Below are 20533 nucleotides of genomic sequence, written 5' to 3'. Positions count from 1 at the left end.
GCGCCGGCGGGTATTGCTAACTAAGCAGTGCGCGCATGGTATTGGCTTTCTTCACCTGCTCTTCGCTGCCGCCCTTGATGACTTCATCGATCAGCTCGCGCGCGCCTTCCTTGTCGCCGATTTCCTGGTAAGCGATCGCCAGGTCCAGCTTGGTATCCATTTCCATGTGGATGGCCGACAGCGGATCGTCCACGCCCACGCTGGCCGCCTTGCCATCGTTGAGGTCCAGGTCGATGCCGGACAGGTCGAACTCTTGCGCGGGCGGTATGACTTCCGGCAAGGTGGCTGGCGTTTGCGCGTCGTCAAACAGGCTGTCGACGGAAGGCTCGGCCGCCGCGACGGGTGCCGCCGCCGGGGCCACCGGTTCGTCGAGGTCGAAATGGGCCAGGTCCACATCCTTCAGCGGATCGGGCAAAGGCGTCAAGCCCGCGCCCACGCCGTTCACGGGACCGGCTGGCGGCTCCAGGTCCAGGCCGAAATCCATGCTGGCGTCATAGTGCGCATCGTGCGCGGGCGACTGCGGCTGGCTGTCCGGCCCCGGCATGACGATGGGGTCGCTGGTGGAGACGGGCTCGAAATCGAGGCTGTCGAGGTCGAAATCGAGGGGATCGCGCGCATCGCGGGCCGCCACGGAGGACGCGGGCTCGGCAGGCGCCAGCTCGGACGACGGCGCCGGCGCAGCCAGGTCGTCGGGCAAGTCCATGCTCTGGCCATGCAGCTCGTCGCCGGCACCCTTGCTCAGGCTGACGACGGCGTCGTCTTCCGTATCGCCATACAGCGGGTTGGTGGGATCGAGCGCCAGGCCCAGGGCAGCGGCCTGCGGCCACTCTTCGCCCTGGCCGCGCGTCAGGCTGTACAGCTCGCTGGCCTGGTCTTCAAACGCGCGCACGTCGTTGCGGGCAGAATAGATTTCCAGCAACTTCAGGCGGGCCGCATGGCGCTCGGGGTGGATGCGCAAGGCTTCCTTGAGGATATCTTCCGCCTGGCCATCGCGGCCGTAGGCGATATACACGTCCGCTTCGGCGACAGGGTCGGTTTCATTGCCTTCAAGCAAGCTGGCACCCGCTGCGGCAGCCGCGCCGGCAGCGGCGGCGCCCGTGCCGAACAGGTGGTTACTTGCTTCGGACTGCTGGTCTTCAGGCGCCAGGCCAGCCGGCGGTGTCACGGGCGCTTCCGGTTCGAACACGGGGGCGATATCGTCCTGGGCGGGCGGCGTCTCCTTGCGGCGGCGCGCGATCACCAGCGCGGCCACGGCGGCCAGCAGCGCGGCCAGGCCGATGCCGATGGCGCCCAGGTGGTCGCTGATCTTGTCGGCAAACGTGGGTTCCAGCGGCGATGGCTTCTTGACCAGCGGTACAGGTTTCGCTTTCGGCACGGGCGGCTGGGCTTCGGCCGGGGCACTGGCAATGGCGCTGGCCGATGCACTAGCCGCAGCGCTGGCCGAGGCACTGGCGGGCGCCTCGGCCGGCTTGGCGGGCGATGGCGCACTCTTGTCGGCCATGGCCTTGCTCTTCACGGCCATCAGCTTTTCCAGGTCGCTGACGTTCTTTTCCAGCTCCTTGACGCGGGCGGCCGCTTCATCGACCTGCTTGGCCTTGGCGATCTTGTCTTCTTCGCTGGCAACGGCGCTCTTGCCGGCCGACTTGGCCGCCGGTTCCGCCTTCGACAGCTTCAGCTTGTCTTGCGACTCGCTCACGGCCGTCGGCTTTTCCTGCACCTTGGTCGCGCCGATCTTGCCCGCCGTGCTTTGCGCCGCTTGCGCCGCCTTGGCCGGCTTGCTTTGCGATACCTGCCCCGCCAGCTTGTTGCGGTAGGCTTCGAAATCGACGGCGTGCGCCGTCACCACGCCCTTCGCTTCGGCCGCATCGGTGGCGCGGATGACCTCCGTGCCCGGTACGGCCAGGATGCGCCCCGCCTGCATGCGGTTCATGTTCTCGCCCTTGAAGGCATCGGGATTGGCGCGGTACAGGGCGACGAGCATCATGTCGAGCGACACGCCCGAGGGCTTCAGTTCGCTGGCGATGCGGCTCAGGGTGTCGCCCGGCTTGACCTTGTATTCGCCGGCCGCCTTTTTCGGCTGCGCGGCATCGGCGGCGGCGGGCTTGCCCTTGCCCGGCTCCACTGGCGCCGTGACTTGCGCGCCGCGCGTCTGGCGCGCTTCGGGCGTGTCGAGCACGAACGCATACTCGCGCACTTGGCGGCCGCTCTTGCTGCTCAGTTCCAGCAGCAGGTCCACCATGGGTTCGGCCACGGGCTGCGCCGAGCTGATGCGGATGAAAGACTTGCCGTTGCGATTTTCCACGGCAAACGTCAGCGCGTTCAGGGCGGGATTGAATTCCACGTTGGCCTGGCGGTAGGCATCCGGCGGCGCCAGCTTGGCCAGCAGGCTGGCCGCCTCGCCTGGCTTGACGGCCGATAATTCGACCTCGGCGCGCAGCGGCTGGCCGGCGGCGGACAGCACCGTGATCTTGCCCAGCTCGGCTGCGGATACCGCCGGTGACAATAACACCGCACAGGCGACAGCGCTGCTCAGTGTTTTAATGGCAAGGGAGGCGACCCGGGGACGAGTGTGTACAGGCATAGTTGGCGGCATCTTAGTTGACATGGGAAAACTGTTACTTTTCCAGAGGTATCAACATATCATCATGCCCAGAGCTATGCAAGCTCCGCATGGTTGAGCCTTGACGGGCTCAGGACGAAAAAAAAGCCGGGAAAACAGCCCCGGCTTGATCTGGATCAGCAAATTATTGCCATTATGCGTCCAGCAGGATGCGCAGCATGCGGCGCAACGGCTCGGCCGCGCCCCACAGCAATTGGTCGCCCACGGTGAACGCGGACAGGTATTCGCCGCCCATGCTCATCTTGCGCACGCGGCCGACGGGAATCGTCAGGCTGCCCGTGACGGCGGCCGGCGACAGGTCGCGCACGGACGCTTCGCGCGTGTTCGGCACGAATTTCACCCATTCGTTGTTGCTGGCGATGATGTCGTTGATTTCATCGAGCGGCACGTCTTTCTTCAGCTTGATGGTCAAGGCTTGCGAATGGCAGCGCATGGCGCCGATGCGCACGCACAGGCCGTCGACGGGAATTTCCCTGGTGCCGAAATCGATGCCGCGGCCCAGGATCTTGTTCGTTTCCGCGCCCGCCTTCCACTCTTCCTTCGACTGGCCGTTGCCCAGGTCCTTGTCGATCCACGGAATCAGGTTGCCGGCCAGCGGCGCGCCGAATTGCTTGATCTCGTCCGGGGAATAGCCGTGCTGGGTGGCCAGCACCTGGCGGTCGATTTCCAGGATGGCGGAAGCGGGGTTGTCCAGCAGCGCCTTGACGGAACCGTTGATGGTGCCGAATTGCGTGAGCAGTTCGCGCATGTGCTGCGCGCCGCCGCCCGATGCCGCCTGGTACGTCATCGACGTCATCCAGTCGATCAGGTCATGCTGGAACAGGCCGCCCAGGCCCATCATCATGCACGACACGGTGCAATTGCCGCCGATGTAGTTCTTGACGCCCTTGCCCAGCGCATCCTTGATGACGTGCAGGTTGACGGGGTCGAGCACGATGACGGCATCTTTTTCCATGCGCAAGGTCGAGGCCGCATCGATCCAGTAGCCATTCCAGCCCGCTGCGCGCAGCTGCGGGAAGACGGCGCTCGTGTAATCGCCGCCCTGGCAGGAAATGATGATGTCGCACTTGGACAGTTCGGCGATGTTGTTGGCATCCTTGAGGATGGTTTCATTCTTCGCCATGGCCGGCGCCGCGCCGCCCGTGTTCGACGTCGTGAAAAACACCGGTTCGATGTGGGCGAAATCGCCCTCTTCCTGCATGCGCTGCATCAGGACCGAACCGACCATACCGCGCCAACCTACCAAGCCAACTAATTTCATTACCATTCCTCAAGATGAGACGGCGACTGCCGTCATTAGACTATTTTATCCCAGCGCTTTTACAACTGCATCACCCATCGCCTCGGTGCCGACCAAAGTCGTGCCCGCTTCGTGGATATCGGCCGTGCGCAAGCCCTGTGCCAGCACCTGCTTCACGGCGCCCTCGATGCGGTTTGCCTGCTCTTCGCGGTTCAGCGAATAGCGCAGCATCATGGCCGCCGACAGGATCGTCGCCAGCGGATTGGCGATGCCCTTGCCCGCGATATCGGGCGCCGAACCGTGCGACGGCTCGTACAGGCCCTTGTTGTTGGCATCCAGCGAAGCGGACGGCAACATGCCGATCGAGCCCGTCAGCATGGCGGCCGCGTCCGACAAGATGTCGCCGAACATGTTGCCGGTCACCATGACGTCGAATTTCTTCGGCGCCCGCACCAGCTGCATGGCCGCGTTATCGACATACATATGATCGAGCGCCACATCCGGGTATTCCTTGTGCACGTCGATGACGATGTCTTTCCAGAACTGGAAGGTTTCCAGCACGTTTGCCTTGTCCACGCTGGTCAAGCGCTTGTCGCGCTTTTGCGCGGCCTGGAACGCCACGTGGGCGATGCGGCGGATTTCGCCTTCCGCATAGCGCATGGTGTCGTAACCTTCGCGCTGGCCCTTGAACGGGCCGTCCGGGCACTCGCGCACGCCGCGGGGCTGGCCGAAATAGATGTCGCCCGTCAATTCGCGGATGATCAGGATATCGAGGCCGGACACCACTTCCGGCTTCAGGGTCGAGGCGCCCGCCAGTTCCGGATACAGGATGGCCGGACGCAGGTTGGCAAACAGGCCCAGGTTCTTGCGCAGGCCCAAAATCGCCTGCTCGGGACGGAACTGGCGCTCCAGGTTGTCGTACTGGTAGTCGCCCACGGCGCCGAACAGCACGGCATCGGCCGCCTTGGCCAGCGCCAGGGTACCTTCCGGCAAGGGGTGGCCATGGGCCGCATAGCCGGCGCCGCCCACGGGCGCCGTTTCCAGCTCGAACGATTCGCCCAGCACATTCAAGACCTTGACGGCTTGCGCGACGATTTCAGGACCAATGCCGTCGCCGGGTAAGATTGCAATTTTCATATTTTTTATCGATTAGATGACGTTGGCCAGCCAAGGCTGATTGTTCAAATGACGCTCTTCGAAGGCGCGGATATCGTCCGCGTGGCGCAGGGTCAGGCCGATATCGTCAAGCCCATTCATCAGGCAATACTTGCGGAAGGCATCGATCTCGAACGCATACGACACGGAACCGTTGCTGGTGCGCACGCACTGCTGTTCCAGGTCCACCACCAGCTTGTAGCCGGGGAAAGCCTTGACTTCATTGATCAGGTGGTCGACCTGGCTTTCCGACAGCACGATGGGCAGCAAGCCGTTCTTGTAGCAGTTATTGAAGAAAATATCGGCAAACGATGGCGCGATGATGGCGCGGAAGCCATATTGATCGAGCGCCCACGGCGCGTGTTCGCGCGAGGAGCCGCAGCCGAAATTCTTACGCGTGAGCAAGATCGAAGCGCCCTGGTAGCGGGGTTCGTTGAGCACGAAATCGGGATTCAGCGGGCGGCGGCTGTTGTCCTGGCCCGGTTCGCCATGGTCCAGATAGCGCCATTCGTCGAACAGGTTCGGGCCGAAGCCGCTGCGGTGGATCGATTTCAGGAATTGCTTCGGGATAATCGCGTCGGTGTCGACGTTGGCGCGGTCCAGCGGGGCCACCAGGCCTTCGTAAATCGTAAATTTATCCATGCTGTTTCTACTCGGTAGGACGCGCGGCGCCAGGCGCCGGCACGTCGCGGTTTATTTTCCGCCGGCGCCAGTGACAACCTGGCCGACTTTCTGCACATCGCGGCCGATGCCGGAGACGGTGTTGCAGCCAGACAAGATGACGGTGGCGATGAGGAGGGCGAAGAGTTTTTTCATGTTGAGTTCTCGATAATCAAATAAGGGACTGAAGCTGCTAGTGTAAACCAGCGGCGCCAGTCCCTGCCGTCATCGCAATCCCCGCACGTCGACAAAGTGGCCGGCGATGCCCGCCGCCGCCGCCATCGCGGGCGACACCAGGTGGGTACGGCCGCCCTGCCCTTGCCGGCCTTCGAAGTTGCGGTTCGACGTGGACGCGCAGCGTTCGCCCGGTTCCAGGCGGTCCGCATTCATGGCCAGGCACATGGAGCAGCCCGGCTCGCGCCATTCGAAACCGGCATCCTTGAAGATGCGGTCCAGTCCCTCGCGTTCCGCCTGGTCCTTCACCAGGCCGGAGCCGGGCACCACCAGCGCCAGGGTGACGTTGGAAGCGCGGTACTTGCCGCGCACCACGGCGGCGGCCGCGCGCAAGTCCTCGATGCGCGAATTGGTGCAGGAACCGATGAAGACCTTGTCGATGCGGATGTCTTCGATGGCCGTGTTCGGTTTCAATGCCATGTAGACGAGCGCCTTTTCCATCGCATCGCGCTTGACGCTGTCTTTTTCCTGGTCGGGATCGGGCACGCGGCCATCGACGCCGATCACCATTTCGGGCGAGGTGCCCCAGGTCACTTGCGGCACGATGTCTTGCGCGTTCAGGGTGACGACCAGGTCGAAACGGGCGCCCGGGTCCGAATGCAGGGTGCGCCAGTAGGCCACGGCGCGTTCCCAGTGCGGACCGGCCGGTGAAAACGGGCGGCCCTTGACGTAGTTGATCGTGGTGTCGTCCACGCCGATGATGCCGGCGCGCGCGCCCGCCTCGATGGCCATGTTGCACACCGTCATGCGGCCTTCCATCGACAGGGCGCGGATGGCCGAGCCGCCGAACTCGATACAGTAACCGGTGCCGCCGGCCGTGCCGATCTTGCCGATGATGGCCAGCACGATATCCTTGGCCGTCACGCCGGCCGGCAAGACGCCATCGACCTGCACCAGCATGGATTTGGATTTCTTTTGCAGCAGGGTCTGCGTGGCCAGCACGTGCTCGACTTCGGACGTGCCGATGCCGTGCGCCAGCGCGCCGAACGCGCCGTGCGTGGACGTGTGCGAATCGCCGCAGACCACCGTCATGCCGGGCAGGGTCGCGCCCTGTTCGGGGCCGATCACATGCACGATACCCTGGCGCTTGTCGTTCATGTTGAAGTACGTCAAGCCATAGTTCCTGGCATTCTTGTCCAGGGTTTCCACCTGCAGGCGCGAGACAGGGTCGGCAATGCCGTCGACCCGGCTGGTGGTGGGCACGTTATGGTCGGCCACGGCCAGGTTGGCGGAAATGCGCCATGGCTGGCGGCCGGCCACGCTTAGCCCGTCGAAGGCTTGCGGGCTGGTGACTTCGTGCAGCAAGTGCCGGTCGATGTACAGAATTGTCGTGCCATCATCTTCGGCCCGCACAACGTGGGATTCCCAAAGTTTGTCGTAAAGCGTCTTCATCATGATATATGCAGCGTTGCCACAGCCTGTTTAAGTGATCAAGTGATACCAAGTCATACGGTGATCCACAAGGATTATGCCATATATCGGGGAATACAGAACCGAAACAGGTAAAAGCGTGGGATTGGCGATACAAAGTTTGGCAACCTTGTTAGATATGAGCTGGAAATTGCCGATATCGCCTCCCCGGCGACATTACAAGCCCATCTGCGCGCAGCCTGCCGAAGGACTGACGGCGAGGGCAGAAACCGATACTTTTTTCCCAATCTTTCGTGTATTGTGTTTCGACAATAATCAGCGGCGCGCGCCCCTGCACGCGTCCACCACCGATGGGGACCTGAATGAAACTGCACTCCTGGGCGCTGGCCGCCCTCACCCTGGCCAACGCGCATGCGGCGGCGGCCACGCCGGGCGAACTGTGCGTGCAGGACTTGCGCGCCATCCAGCCATTCCTGCTGGAAAACGATACGGGCGCACGCGCCCACCTGGAACAAAAAGGGCAGGCGTATTTCGACCTGGCGCTGGCCACGGCAAGCACGGCGGCGGCCACTGCCGCCGACGCCAAGGCCTGCGATGCCATCCTGGAAAATTATGTGGGCATGTGGCGCAAGGGCCATCTGCACGTGAAAGGCGGCAGCGCGCAGGACGTGGCCAAGCCATCCCCCGCCCAGCCTGCCGCGCAGGGACAGCCTGCGCCATCGAAGGAACCGTCGCTGCAAGTCTTGTCCGGGAATACCGTGCTGCTGAACTTGCCCAGCTTCCACGGCCGCTACCGCGCCGCCGTGGCGACCCTGCTCGACACGCACCGCGCGGCGCTGGCGTCACGCCCCAACTGGATTCTCGACGTGCGCCGCAACGGCGGCGGCAGCGACAGCACCTATGCGCCGCTGCTGCAATGGATCAGCTCGGACGAAACGGTCAGGCTGGGCGCCGAATGGCTGTCCACGCCGGCCAATATCGCGGGGCAAGAGAGCGTCTGCGCCTTGCTGGCGCCGGGCGACAAGGCGTGCGCCGACTTTGCGGCCCAGGCCGTGACACAGATGCGCTCCGTCAAGCCGGGCGAGTATGTGGCGCAAAACGGCGGCGACCTCGTCAGCTACGCGCGTCAGGACACGCCGGAGCCACGCCGGCCCGTGCGCGTGGCCGTGCTGATCGACCGCGACTGCGCCAGTTCCTGCGAGGAATTCCTGCTGGCGGCGCGGCAAAGTTTTCACGTGAAATTGATCGGCCGTAACAGCCATGGCGCGCTCGACTATTCCAACCTGCGCCTGCACGCGCTGCCGTCCGGCGTGCGCCAGTTGCAATACGCCACCTCGCGCTCGGCCCGCTTGCCGCAGCTGCAGGTGGACCTGGGCGGCATCATGCCCGACATCTATTTGCCGCCGCCGAAGGACGAGGCTGCGCGCGCCCAGGAAATCGTGCGCGTGCAGCGCTGGCTGGAAGGCGGCACATTACGTCCGGATAACATCTGACGCCGGCTGGCGCCATAAAAAAAGCCCGCTACACCTAGCGGGCTTTCTCATGCGTACAACGATATTGTCAGGCGTCCTCAGGCCGCCAATCGGACGCTGCTGCGGCAACCATCCATCAGGAACGACAGGCCGACGACCAGCACCAGCTCGCCTTCGGCCGAACGGGCCGTACCCGTGATGCCTTCCACGGTGATGGCCGTCATCGGCTTGATCACCAGGTCGGCCGTGCCATCGACGGCTTCCACGGCAAGGATGTACGGCTGCGGCGCGGCGACCACGATGCCCACGCGCTCGCTGCACGACTCGTAGCCCAGGGCGCCGGCCAGCGACCGTACGGGCAATGGACGGCCCTGGTCTTTCAGCACGGGCGCGCCGCCCACTTCCATGAAGGTTTCCGGCAATTCGACGACGCGCTGCACCACCGCCATCGGCAGCGCCAGCGCGGCGCCCGAGGTGGAGACCAGCATGGTCGGCACGATGGACAGCTCGATCGGCAGGCGGATGGCGAACTTGGTGCCCTTGCCCAGCGCCGACTCGATGTGGATGGCGCCGCGGTTTTTCTCCACGGCCGTCTTGACCACGTCCATGCCCACGCCGCGTCCGGAAACGCTGGACGCCACTTCCTTGGTCGAGAAGCCCGGCAGGAACACCAGCTGGAAGCATTCGTCGTTGCTCAACTGCGCGTTTTCGCTGATCAGGCCTTTTTGCTGGGCCTTGCTGCGCAGGAAGACCGGGTCCATGCCCTTGCCGTCATCCTGCAGCACGATCATCACGCTATTGGCTTCCTGCCATGCCTTGAGCGAAATATACGATTTGGCGGGCTTGCCGGCAGCCAGGCGCGCTTCCGGCGATTCGACGCCGTGGTCGAGCGAGTTGCGCAGCATGTGCACGAGCGGATCGTACAGGCTGTCGACCACCACGCGGTCGACTTCCGTCTCCGCGCCTTCGATGGTCAGCTCGACATCCTTGCCCAGGTCTTTCGCCAGCTCGCGCACCAGGCGCGGGAATTTCTGGAACAAACGGCCCACGGGCTGCATGCGCGTGGCCAGGGTGGCCCGCTGCAGTTCCGTCGAGTAGCGCGACGCGCGTTCCAGGGTTTCCGCCAGGGTCGCCATCAACGTGGCGGCCTGGCCTTCGAATTTGAATTGCAGCAAGCGCTCGAGCAACACGGCAGCCTGGTTGGCGGCCTGCACGGATTCGCCGGCCACTTCCAGCAGCGCGTCGAGCTTGACGGCATCGACGCGGATGCTATCTTCCTTGACGGGCGCGGCATGGCGCACTTCCGGGCGTTCCTCGCGCCGTTCGGCGCCATCCCAGGCCTTGGCAGCGGGCTTGGCGGCAGCGGCGACAGGCGCGGCGGCCACGGCGGCAGGTGCAGCGGCCACGGCGGACACCGGTGCGGCAGCGACCTGGCTGCCGGCCGGCACGACGGCGTTATACATGCCTTCCCAGTCCAGGCCATCGGCGCTGGCAGTGGTGGAGGCAGTGGCGGCGGCAGGCGCTTCGGCCACCTGGGCAACGGCCACGGCCACTTCCGCCACGGCGGCGGCAGGCGCAGGCACATCCATGCCCTTGCCTTCGATGGCGTTCGTCAGGATGTGTTCCAGCTCTTCCGGCATGGCCGGCAAGCTTTCCGGCGCGGCGCCATTGGCCAGCTCCGTCAGCTGGTCGGCCACGAAACCGGATGCCTGCAGCGCCGCCTCGATGGCGATCGGGGTTACCGGCGCGGCGCCCGTGCGCAGGGCGTCGAACAGGTTTTCCGTCAGATGGCAGGCCGCCACCAGCGCGGGCAAGCCCATGAAGCCGGCGCCGCCCTTGATGGTGTGGAAGGAACGAAACACGGCATTCAGTGTTTCCTTGTTGTCCGGATCACGCTCGAGGCGCAATAAGTGCTCTTCAACATTAACCGCAAGATCCATCGCCTCAACGACGAAATCCTTGAGCATATCGTCCATTAGAATCCCAAATCCGCAAGAAGGTCGTCTACATTATCCTGGTCCAGCGCCACCGACGGCACGGACGGGCCCTGCATCAGCGGCGCGTCCTGCTTCTGTGCGAGTTTCTCGCGCACTTCGGCCGGCGCGTTATCGCGCAGCAACTGGGCAAGCTCGTGCTCCACCGTCTTGGTGATGTTGACCACTTTTTTGATCAGCTGGCCCGTGATGTCCTGGAAGTCCTGCGCCATCATGATTTCCAGCAAGCGCGCTTTTTCCGCTTCCGTCGCTTCGGCAACGGCTTGCGCGAACTGGCGCGAATCGCCGGCCAGGGCCTTGAATTCTTCCAGGCTCAGCTTGCCATCGAACAGCGCCGTCCAGCGGCTGTCCATGTCCTTGGCCTTCTTCGACAGCACGTCCTGCGCCGGCATGCCTTCGTCGAGCGTGTTCAGGACCTTGTTGGCGGCCTGTTCCGTCAGGGTGGCGACATATTCCAGGCGGTCCTGGGCGTCGACGATCTGCGACGACGCTTCCGTCAGCGCCTTGTCGTAGCCCAGTTCGCGCAGCGAATCGTGCAGCAGGCGCACGATGCCGCCCAGGCGCTCGAACATGGGCTTGTCGGACTGGTCGACGGGATCGGCCGCTTCGCCTGCGGCGGCGGGCGCTGCGTCCGGCGCGGCAGGCGCGGCAGCTGCCGGCGCCGCGGCGGCCGGCACGGCGGCGCTGGCCGAAACCGAATCGAACAGCGCGTCAAAATCATCATCCGCGATCACGGCTGCGGGCGCGGCGGCCGGCGCGGGCTTGGGAGCGGCCGCGCTTTGCGCAGATACTTCATCGAATAATGCATCGAAATCATCAGCGGCGTTGGTCATATCCCTGCTTCTCCATAATTTGTCAAAATTCCGCCTGAACTGTGCGTTTTACAGACTGATACCCACAATTTCTCGATTAAGATGATTTGAGGCAATACCGCTGCGATGGTGCGAGTGTAGCAGGGCGCCGCCCTGTTGGTAAATCTCAAAACGCGCTTCCTGGTGCAAAGCAGGCCCACAAGAGCTTTTCCACCAGGAAATAAGTGTTCCTGCTGTTGTATTTTGAAATACTACCATTGGCGTGCGTGCAAGACCACGCGCCGCACAAGAAATCCTGCCCCCGGGCGCCCGCGCAACGGCACCAGGCGGACCCGGCAGCAGCTAAACACGATCTTTCTGCCAATGTTGTCTATACTGAAGGTGCAGTAGTATTGATAATTATCAAGTCTTTACATGAATACAATGCTGCCGCCCCGTCTACAATAAGAGGCGTTGCGCGCGCTGAGTCACCGCCAAAGGACCTGCCATGTATAAGAAAATTCTGATCGCCACGGACGGCTCCACCGTCTCCAACTTGACGGCCTGTGCCGGCGTTGCCTTTGCCGAACAGATGCACGCCGACATCCTTGCCGTGTACGTGGCTCCCGAATACCAGTACCCGGTATACATTGAAATCATTCCGCCGAGCTATCCCAGCGAAGAGGAATACCGCATCGCCATGCGCAAGGCGGGCGCCGACCACTGGCAGCCCATCCTCGACGCGGCCGCCAAGCGGGGCCTGGAAGCGACAGGCTTGACGGCCTTCTCCGACAGCCCGGCCCTGAAGATCGTGGAAGTGGCGCAATTGCAGCAATGCGACCTGATCTTCATGGGCTCGCATGGCCGCAGCGGCTGGGGTCAGTTGCTGCTGGGCAGCGTGACCAACAAGGTGCTGTCGCACTCAAAACTGCCGGTGCTCGTGCATAGGCTGATCAAGGAACCCGCGCCGAAATAAACGGTCACATGGCCACGGGGGCCGCTGTTACCAGCAGGTACAGTAAAAAGGCAAACGTGCGGCCATTTCAGTTAAAATGACAACGTTTCCCGTTTCTTAACATTTAACATTTGATTGTCCGGTAACGGACACAGCAGATTACACGCCTCCAGATTGCGCGCCTATGATACGTATTGTGATTGCCGACGACCACACCATCATGCGGGAAGGATTGAAGCGCATCCTCGACGGCGCGCCGGACATCGACATCGTGGGCGAAGCCATCGACGGTTTTGAAGTACTCAACCACGTGCGCCAGGGCGGCTTCGACCTGTTGCTGCTCGACCTGTCGATGCCGGGGCGCAGCGGCGTCGACCTGATCCGGCAAATCCGCAGCGAGGCGCCCAAGCTGGCCATCCTGATCCTCACCATGCACGAGGAAGAGCAATATGCGGTGCGCGCCATCCGCGCGGGCGCGCAAGGCTACCTGACCAAGGAAAGCGCGGGCACCCAGCTGGTGGGCGCCATCCACAAGGTGGCGTCGGGACGCCCCTACATCAGTGCCGAGGTGGCCGAGCAGCTCGTGCTCAACATCATGATGCCGAATGAAAGCCTGTTGCACAAACAGCTGTCGGACCGCGAATTCGAAGTCTTTTCCCTGCTGGTGGCGGGCAAATCGATCACGGAAATTGCCAACAACCTGCACCTGAGCGTGAAAACGGTGAGCACGCACAAGACGCGCATCATGCAAAAGATGGGCATGAGTTCGCTGTCGGAAATGGTCCAGTACGCCGTAGCGCACCGCCTGCTCTCCCCCTTCAAGACGTGATCCCGGCGGCGCGCGCCTGCGCGCCAGCCGTAGGAACAATCCTACTTCAGCTACCACAGCTCCTACTGCCATATTCAGCCACTGCTGATATTAATTGCATACGCTTGTTGGCATACTGAAACCAGTAATCAAGTTGCTGGGAAGTTACTTCATCACACAGCAAGTCTTCAGCGAATTGAGCATTACCTGCCAGGACGCGCGCCGCCGGCCCTTCGCCGCACCCGCCGCCTTGTGCACTCCGTCATTCAACTCTGAACTACCTGTCACCAGGAGATGAACATGCTGTCCACGCAAACGCCTGAAACCCGCCCCGCAGCACCATCGCTGGCTCCCGCTTCTCCAATGGAAGCGGGACGCCAGCGCCAGGGGCGGCTCTGGTCGAACCTGAAGGAGGTGTGCGACCTGCTGCATATCTCCAGTGCCTGCACCATCGCCGCCGACGAACTGCTGTTCCAGCACGTGCAGTTCAAGACGGGCCAGCGCGTGCACACGATCGGCCAGCCGTTCGATACCCTGTACATCGTCAATTCGGGCTTCCTGAAAACCGTGCTCATCGATGAATTCGGCAATGAACAGGTGCTCAGCTTTCCCATGAAGGGCGACATGCTGGGCGTCGACGGCATCCACTCGCGCCATTACTCGTCCGAAGCGGTGGCCTTGTCCGACTGCGACCTGATCCTGCTGCCGTTCAAGAAACTGACGGCGCTGGGCCGTGTCCACCTGGAACTGGAAAATGTCATGTACGGCGTGATGAGCCGCGAACTGGTGCGCGAGCAGGCCATGATCGGCATGCTGGGCGCCCTCAGCGCCGAGGCCCGCGTGGCCCGCTTCCTCGTCTCGCTGGCCGACCGCTTTGCGCAGATGGGGTATTCGAGCAAGCTGTTCAACCTGCGCATGACGCGCCATGAAATCGGCAGCTACCTGGGCCTGACCCTGGAAACGGTCAGCCGCACCCTGTCCGCCTTCAATGAAATCGGCCTGATCACGGTCGACCAGCGCACCATCGGCATCAAGGACCCGGACGCCCTGAAAACCCTGCGCCGTTTGCCGCCCTCGCGCTCGCGCGCCAAGCAGCTGGCCGCCGCCAAGCTGAAGGCCGACACCACTGCGACGGCCGCCTCGGCACAATTGCTGGCCACCATATAAACCCTGCTCCGATTTCTTCAAGCTTGGCACAGGCTTGACCCGGCCAAGGCGCGCAAACGCCTTGCCGGGTCTTTTTTGCTGCCGCCCCGTCCCTGCGCGCCCCGCCTGCGGCCGCTCCTACATTCGGCATGCCGTGCCCGCGTAAAAAAGCGCGGATTCCGCACAAATAAGCCTTGCTTTTCGGGCCACATTCAACAATAATGCAAATACGAATCATTCTCAACTGAGACAAAGAAAGCCCAACATGCAAAGCTCAAAACCAGCCTTGATCCAGGATGCCGCTACCGCCCACGTCCGTCCTCCCGTCAGCATGGCCCAGCCGGCGCGCCGCATCACCAGCGAAGCGCTGCTGCAGCAGGGCCGCGAAGTGGAGATTGAGCACAGCGGCAAGATCTATCGCCTGCGCGTCACCCAATTGAACAAGCTGATCCTGACTGCCTGAAGCAGCACGGCAGCCAGTCACCACACTCGCCAGCCAGTCGCGCCCCGTGCGCGCAGCCAGCCAAACCACCGCACAGGAGTGTTTGATGGCGAACGACCGACCTTCCCCGATGTTTCCTCCCCCGCAAGGCCAGCAGCCTGAATTGCTGCTGTCGGCCGTGCTGCACCTGATGTCGCATTACCATGCGGGCAGTCCCTGCGAGAAACTGGCGGGCGTCATCGAACGCCACTTGCAAGCGCTGTCCGGTTCGCCCGACCTGGGCCCCGTGCTGCAAGCGACCTGCCAGCAACTGTCGCAGCAATGGGCCGCCCTGGTGGCGCTGCACCAGCCCATGCCGCCGAAGACCACCTTGTTCGAGCGCCTGGCACGCATGCTGAGCGCCAAGCGCCCTGCCTCGCCCCTGCCGCAATAATTTCTCCTCAACACCCTACCGCCTAACAGGATATCGCCATGTGTGACAAAGACAAGTCCCTGCCCGTGATCAGCAATTGTTCCAGCGGCGAGGCCGAAACGGCCGCGCTCGCTTCGCGCCGCCGGCGGCTGTGGGAACTGTCGCACACCTGCCATTGCCCCCTGGTCGGCGTAGGCTTGCCACTGGGCTACCTGCGCAAGCTGGTGGGCAAGATGACGGGCGGGCGCGTGCTGGCCGACGACTACGAAGTGCACGTGGGCGCCGTGACGGAATGCGGCGCACGCAACCGCCTGTCCGAAGCGCTGCAAAAGGAACTCGAACGCCGCTACGCTCCCGTGATCCTGCGCTTTCGCGGCGCCAAGACCACCGAGCAGGTAGCGCAACTGTGGCGCACGGCCGTCGCCAACGGCGACGTGTCGGGCGCCTTCTGGGCAGGCCTGACGCACCCGCGCTGCGACGCGGAGCTGGAAGAACAGATGTGCAGAGACTTGCACATGATCCAGCACCAGGCGGGCGCCTGCGTGCGCGCCGACATGGGCAAGTTCACGGCCTTGCAGGAAGAAAATGTACGCCTGACGCACGAACTGGCCAAGCTGCAACAGCGCGGCCAGGCCATGCTGACGGAAAAAACGGGCGAGCTGGAACGTCAGGAAGCCGTGCTGCTGCGCACGCGCGCCGAATCGATCGGCAAGGACAGCGTGATCGACGGCTTGCGCGCAGAACTGGCGCAATTGCAGGCCGCCATCCCGGCGCTGGAATCGCGCACGCGCCTGGTCGAGCGCCTGGCGCAAATGGATGAGCGCGAAAAGGACTTGCGCCAGCAAATCGCGGAATTGAAACAGGCGCAGCCCCGTCCGGGCGCCGCCGTGCCGCCGCCGGCGGCCAAGCTGGAAGTGCCGACGGGCGGCAAGCTGAAGATGCCGATCCGCCTCGTCGATCAAAGCGTGCTGTGCGTGGGTGGACGCAGCGGCAATGTCGCCACCTACCGCGCCCTGATCGAGCGGGTGGGCGCGCAGTTCGCCCACCACGACGGGGGCCTGGAAGACAATGCCAACCTGCTCGATTCGAGCCTGGCGGCGGCCGACCTGGTGATTTGCCAGACGGGCTGCATCAGCCACAGCGCCTACTGGCGCGTCAAGGATTACTGCAAGCGCACGGGCAAGCGCTGCGTCTTCATCGACAACCCCAGCATCTCCAGCCTGGCGCGCGGCTTGCAGGAAGTGAGCGGCGAGATGGAACCGGCCGCGCTGGACGCCGCCGAATAAAGCGTGGGCGGCAGGCGCCGCCCGTGCCTATGCCTGGCTCGGATCAGGCCTGCAACTCGCGCTCGATGGCCTCGCGCAAGATCGCATCGTCGACCGTGGTGTCGGGCGCAAAGCGTCCCACCACCTTGCCCTCCTTGCTGATCAAGAACTTCTCGAAATTCCACAGCACGTCGTCCGGGTGCGCCTGCGTGATGCCGTAACCGGCCAGCTTGGCGCGGAAATCGCTGCCCGGCTTTTCCTGCGCCTGCGGCTGCTGCTCGACCAGGCGCTGGTACAGCGGATGCTGGCCCGGGCCCTTGACGACGATTTTTTCAAACATGGGAAATTGCACGCCAAAGGTGCCGCGGCAAAAGTCCGCGATCTCGGCATTGCTGCCCGGTTCCTGGGCGCCGAATTCATTCGCGGGAAAACCGGCCACCACCAGGCCCTGGGCCTGCTTGTCGGCGTAGAGTTTTTCCAGTCCTTCGTACTGGGGCGTCAGGCCGCAGGCGGACGCCACGTTCACCACCAGCACGACCTTGCCGCGGTATGCATCGAGGCTCGCAGGGTCGCCATTGATGCGGCGCAAGGGAATGTCGTAAATACTGTCGCTCATGATGGCTCTCCTTGGATGAAACAGCCATCATAGCCGCCCGCGCGCGAACGCGCTGGCAGCGGCCGGAAACGTCAGTAGACGTCGCGCCGGTAGCGTCCTTCGGCTGCCAGCGCGTCGAGCGCGGGCCGGCCCAGCATGTCTTGCAGGGCCTGGTCGACGCCGCCCGCCATGCCCGCCAGGCTGCCGCAGATGTAGATGGCGGCGCCCTGCTCCAGCCACAATCTGACTTCGTCGGCATTGCCGCGCAGGCGGTCCTGCACGTAGGTGCGCTCGGCCTGGTCGCGCGAAAACGCCAGGTCCAGGCGCGGCAAGTCGCCGCTGGCGTGCCAGCCTTCGATCTCTTCACGGTAATGGAAATCGTGGGCAAGGTTGCGCTCGCCAAAGATCAGCCAGTTGCGCCGCTGTCCCGCCAGCACGCGGCTTTTCAAATGGCCGCGCAAGCCCGCGATGCCGCTGCCGTTGCCGATCAAGATCAGGGGACGCTGGGCATTGTCTTCCAGGCGGAAACGCCGGTGCTGGCGCAGGCGCAGCTGCACCACGGCGCCGACGGCCGCTTGCGCCGTCAGCCAGCCCGAGGCCAGGCCCAGGCTGCCATCGGGATGCGCATGCTGGCGCACCAGCAAGTGCACGCCGCCATCGCGCGGGATCGAGGCGATCGAATATTCGCGCGGTTGGGTGGCATCGGCCGGCGCGGCCACCTGCACCAGGTCGCCCGACTGCCATTCCGGCAGGCTGCCTGCCACGGGCGCCAGTTCCACATGATAGATGGCGCCGCCGGCGCTGCCAGGGTTGAGCAACTGCCGGCGCGTCAGGCGCCAGTCGGCGAAAGCGGGCGCGCTCCAGTCGGGCGCGTCGCTGGTGCCGGCCAGGTGGCTCAGGTGCTGGAACCATTGCTCGATGGCGGCGCTGGCGCTGCGGTCGACCTCGATGCGCTCGAACAGGCGCGACGCGCCCTGCGCCGCCAGCCACGCGTCCAGCGCGCGGCCGAAGCCGCAGAACTGGCCATAGCTGCGGTCGCCCAGGGCAAGCACGGCGTAGTGCAATTGCGGCAGCGCCAGCTCGCCCGTCATCAGGCGCCCCATGAAGGCGGCCGCATTGTCGGGCGCGTCGCCTTCGCCATAGGTGCTGACCAAAAACAGGGCCCGCTCCGCTTGCTGCAGATCCACGGCCGTCAATTCGGCCAGCGCGCACAGGCGCACGGCAATGCCGGCCAGTTGCAAACTTTGCGCCGTTTGCGTGGCCAGTTCCTCGGCATTGCCCGTCTGGCTCGCATACGCCACCAGCCAGGGACGGCTGTCGGCCAGCGCCGCCTTGGCGGCAGCGGCGGCACGGCGCCTGGCGCGCGCGCGCAGCCACGGTGCCAGGCACACGCCCGCATAACTGAGGGACAGGGCGGCCAGCAAGGCCAGCCGCGTCGTATCGTGCGTAAAGATCATGGAATTAACTATTCATTCGTCGAGCATGGCCAGCATCTGGCTGCTCAGCGTTTCGTGGTAGCCATGGCCGTCGCGCAGCAGGAAGCGCGCGGCCAGGCCCTGCTCTTCGGCCAGCGCCATGCCAGCCTCGGCACCCAGCACCGTCAGGGCCGTCGACCAGGCGTCGGCCGCCATGCATTCGGCGTGCACGACGGTGACGGAAGCGAGTTGATTGGCGATCGGCATGCCGCTGCGCGGATCGATGGTGTGCGAGAAACGAACTGTACCGTCCTTGAAGAAACGCCGGTAGTCGCCCGAGGTTGCCACGGACAGGCCATGCAGCGCCAGCAGCATTTCCGGCGGATGCTGTGCATTCTCGGCATTCTCGGCACGATCGGCGGCGCCATCGACCTGTTCCAGCATCACCCACCACGGCTGGCCGTCGGGCTTGCTGCCGGCGCCGCGCAGTTCGCCGCCCACTTCCACCAGGTAATGATGGATGCCCTGGCTGTCCAGGTAGCGGGCCAGGCGGTCCACGCCATAGCCCTTGGCCACGGCGGACAGGTCCAGCTGCAAGCCGCCCGGCTGGCGCGCGCGGCGGGCCGGCAAGTCCAGTTCCAGGCGGCGCCGTTGCCGCTGCGACAGCAGCAGGGCCACGGTATCGTCTTTCGGCGGCAGGAAGCCGGCCTCATCGTAGCGGTTGCGGGGGCCGAAGCCCCACAGGTTGACGAGGGCGCCCGCGCACGGGTCATACGCGCCGCCGGACGCCTGCGACACGTGCATGGCAAAGCCCAGCACTTCGCAAAACGCGGCGGGCATGCTGTGCCAGCTCCCCGCTTCGGCCCGGTTGAAGCGGCCCAGGTCGGACTCGTCGCTCCAGTGGCTCATTTGCGCCACGACCAGGTCCAGCTGCTGCTGCAAGCCCTGCTGCAAGTCGGCGCTGCCGGCGCGTCCCGGCATGGCGGCCTCCAGCAGGCGCACCGACCAGCTGGTGCCCATCGACAAGCCGCGCACATCCCGGATCGCGGCGCCAGGCGGCGCGACCTCATCGGAAATATGCTGGGGCAGCAGGACCCGGCGCATCGGCAAGCTGGTGACCAGGCCGCCGCTTACTGCGGCAGCACTTCCACGGACGCCGCGTAGGTGGCACGGCGCTCCGGCATCACGGGCGGCTGGCCGGCCACGGCTGGCGCGGCCGCCGGCCAGGTGCTGCTCAGGTAATACATGCCCGCGGCCGGCACGGTGAACGTGATCTCGCCCTTGGCATCGGTGCTCTGGCGGATTTCGCCCAGCACGCCACGGTAGCGCACGCCGCCTGGCACGAGGCTGAACGCCTGGTTTGCCGCCGGCTTGCCGTCGATCAAGAAACGCCACGTGGCTTTCTCGCCCGCGCGCAAGTCGTTCGGATGGGTCACCGGCACGAATTCCAGGCCCACGCCCGTCGGCTTGAACACTTCCGTGCTGGTTTCGCCATTGCTGAAGAAGGTTTCCAGGCGCGCTGCCGTGCGCGTGATTTTCACGTCTTTCGCATCGGCCGGCACGTCTTTCTTGAAGGTTTCCTCGTTGCCGCGGAAGCGTTTCTGCTCGCCGTTGAGCGTGTAGCTGCCCATCACGTTTTGCGACACGATGGCCGCCTTGTACGTGCCCGGTTTTTCCATCTTCACGTCGAAGACGCTGCGCAGACGGCCCGTCAGCGTATTGGCCGGCGTGACTTTCGCGCCGTCCGGGCCAAAGACTTGCAGCGCATCCAGGCGCAGCGGCTGGTGGTCGATCTCGAACAGGCCGTCGGACACGGCGGCATCCACCGTGACCCAGGCGTCCTTGCTTTCCACCATCGTGCTTGATGGCACCATCCAGCCCCGGTGGGCGTGGGCGTTCATGGCCAGGCCAACCAGGGCCAGCGCGATCAGCGGTTTATTCAGTTGCTTGAACATGAT

19 protein-coding genes are annotated in these 20533 nt (G+C 64.2%); 7 read left to right on the top strand and 12 right to left on the bottom strand.

Annotation, left to right across the window (positions count from 1 at the left end):
* Positions 1–16: 16 nt before the first annotated feature.
* From VPH41_RS05775 to leuC, 6 genes are all read right to left on the bottom strand, one after another.
* Entirely contained in the window at positions 17–2503 is a 2487-nt protein-coding gene (locus VPH41_RS05775) for a FimV/HubP family polar landmark protein (protein WP_442906219.1), read from the bottom strand.
* A 250-nt stretch (positions 2504–2753) separates the two neighbouring features.
* Positions 2754–3881 (bottom strand): aspartate-semialdehyde dehydrogenase, encoded by a 1128-nt coding sequence (gene asd / locus VPH41_RS05770; protein WP_328569259.1) that lies wholly within the window; start codon positions 3879–3881, stop codon positions 2754–2756.
* A gap of 45 nt (positions 3882–3926) precedes the next feature.
* A complete protein-coding gene (leuB, locus tag VPH41_RS05765; RefSeq protein ID WP_328569258.1) occupies positions 3927–4997 on the bottom strand; it encodes a 3-isopropylmalate dehydrogenase in 1071 nt (356 codons plus the stop codon).
* A 12-nt stretch (positions 4998–5009) separates the two neighbouring features.
* Positions 5010–5657: a 3-isopropylmalate dehydratase small subunit gene (gene leuD / locus VPH41_RS05760; protein ID WP_152256915.1), complete on the bottom strand. Its 648-nt coding sequence runs from the start codon at positions 5655–5657 to the stop codon at positions 5010–5012.
* Between the two features lie 51 nt (positions 5658–5708).
* On the bottom strand, positions 5709–5831 hold the full coding sequence (locus VPH41_RS05755) for a lipoprotein (RefSeq protein ID WP_010400408.1): 123 nt from the start codon (positions 5829–5831) through the stop codon (positions 5709–5711).
* Between the two features lie 69 nt (positions 5832–5900).
* Entirely contained in the window at positions 5901–7304 is a 1404-nt protein-coding gene (leuC, locus tag VPH41_RS05750; RefSeq protein WP_328569257.1) for a 3-isopropylmalate dehydratase large subunit, read from the bottom strand.
* A gap of 338 nt (positions 7305–7642) precedes the next feature.
* Between leuC and VPH41_RS05745 the strand changes: the two genes are divergently transcribed.
* Positions 7643–8773: a S41 family peptidase gene (locus VPH41_RS05745; protein ID WP_328569256.1), complete on the top strand. Its 1131-nt coding sequence runs from the start codon at positions 7643–7645 to the stop codon at positions 8771–8773.
* A gap of 77 nt (positions 8774–8850) precedes the next feature.
* Here the strand turns inward: VPH41_RS05745 and VPH41_RS05740 are convergent, their stop codons facing one another.
* Both VPH41_RS05740 and VPH41_RS05735 read right to left on the bottom strand, forming a co-directional pair.
* On the bottom strand, positions 8851–10728 hold the full coding sequence (locus tag VPH41_RS05740; protein WP_328569255.1) for a chemotaxis protein CheA: 1878 nt from the start codon (positions 10726–10728) through the stop codon (positions 8851–8853).
* A complete protein-coding gene (locus tag VPH41_RS05735) occupies positions 10728–11579 on the bottom strand; it encodes a protein phosphatase CheZ (RefSeq protein WP_328569254.1) in 852 nt (283 codons plus the stop codon). Before VPH41_RS05735 ends, VPH41_RS05740 begins: the two co-directional genes overlap by 1 nt.
* Positions 11580–12045: 466 nt before the next feature.
* Here VPH41_RS05735 and VPH41_RS05730 point away from each other — a divergent pair, with 466 nt between their 5' ends.
* From VPH41_RS05730 to VPH41_RS05705, 6 genes are all read left to right on the top strand, one after another.
* Positions 12046–12513, top strand: a complete 468-nt coding sequence (locus tag VPH41_RS05730) for a universal stress protein (protein WP_152281221.1) — start codon at positions 12046–12048, stop codon at positions 12511–12513.
* A 163-nt stretch (positions 12514–12676) separates the two neighbouring features.
* Positions 12677–13321: a response regulator gene (locus VPH41_RS05725; protein WP_034750556.1), complete on the top strand. Its 645-nt coding sequence runs from the start codon at positions 12677–12679 to the stop codon at positions 13319–13321.
* Between the two features lie 342 nt (positions 13322–13663).
* Positions 13664–14467 carry a Crp/Fnr family transcriptional regulator gene (locus VPH41_RS05720; RefSeq protein ID WP_152281279.1) on the top strand — a complete coding sequence of 268 codons (804 nt, stop codon included), beginning with the start codon at positions 13664–13666 and terminating at the stop codon, positions 14465–14467.
* A gap of 244 nt (positions 14468–14711) precedes the next feature.
* On the top strand, positions 14712–14909 hold the full coding sequence (hemP, locus tag VPH41_RS05715; RefSeq protein WP_034750559.1) for a hemin uptake protein HemP: 198 nt from the start codon (positions 14712–14714) through the stop codon (positions 14907–14909).
* Between the two features lie 85 nt (positions 14910–14994).
* A complete protein-coding gene (locus tag VPH41_RS05710) occupies positions 14995–15321 on the top strand; it encodes a hypothetical protein (RefSeq protein WP_152281222.1) in 327 nt (108 codons plus the stop codon).
* A gap of 38 nt (positions 15322–15359) precedes the next feature.
* Positions 15360–16586, top strand: a complete 1227-nt coding sequence (locus VPH41_RS05705) for a DUF2325 domain-containing protein (protein ID WP_328569253.1) — start codon at positions 15360–15362, stop codon at positions 16584–16586.
* A 43-nt stretch (positions 16587–16629) separates the two neighbouring features.
* On the opposite strand, the gene VPH41_RS05700 is transcribed toward VPH41_RS05705, so the two are convergent.
* The 4 genes from VPH41_RS05700 to VPH41_RS05685 form a co-directional block, all read right to left on the bottom strand.
* Positions 16630–17181 (bottom strand): glutathione peroxidase, encoded by a 552-nt coding sequence (locus VPH41_RS05700; RefSeq protein ID WP_328569252.1) that lies wholly within the window; start codon positions 17179–17181, stop codon positions 16630–16632.
* A gap of 71 nt (positions 17182–17252) precedes the next feature.
* Positions 17253–18617, bottom strand: coding sequence for a sulfite reductase subunit alpha (locus tag VPH41_RS05695; RefSeq protein ID WP_328569251.1), 1365 nt, complete (start codon positions 18615–18617; stop codon positions 17253–17255).
* 12 nt (positions 18618–18629) lie between these two features.
* Entirely contained in the window at positions 18630–19679 is a 1050-nt protein-coding gene (locus VPH41_RS05690; protein WP_328569250.1) for an FAD:protein FMN transferase, read from the bottom strand.
* Positions 19680–19705: 26 nt separating this feature from the next.
* Positions 19706–20530 (bottom strand): DUF4198 domain-containing protein, encoded by an 825-nt coding sequence (locus VPH41_RS05685; protein WP_328569249.1) that lies wholly within the window; start codon positions 20528–20530, stop codon positions 19706–19708.
* Positions 20531–20533: the final 3 nt, after the last annotated feature.

Source organism: Janthinobacterium sp. P210006 (genome assembly GCF_036231885.1).
GTDB lineage: Bacteria > Pseudomonadota > Gammaproteobacteria > Burkholderiales > Burkholderiaceae_D > Janthinobacterium > Janthinobacterium violaceinigrum.
The sequence above is the reverse complement of the archived record's forward strand: the minus strand, read 5'-3'. Positions and strand labels throughout refer to the sequence as shown.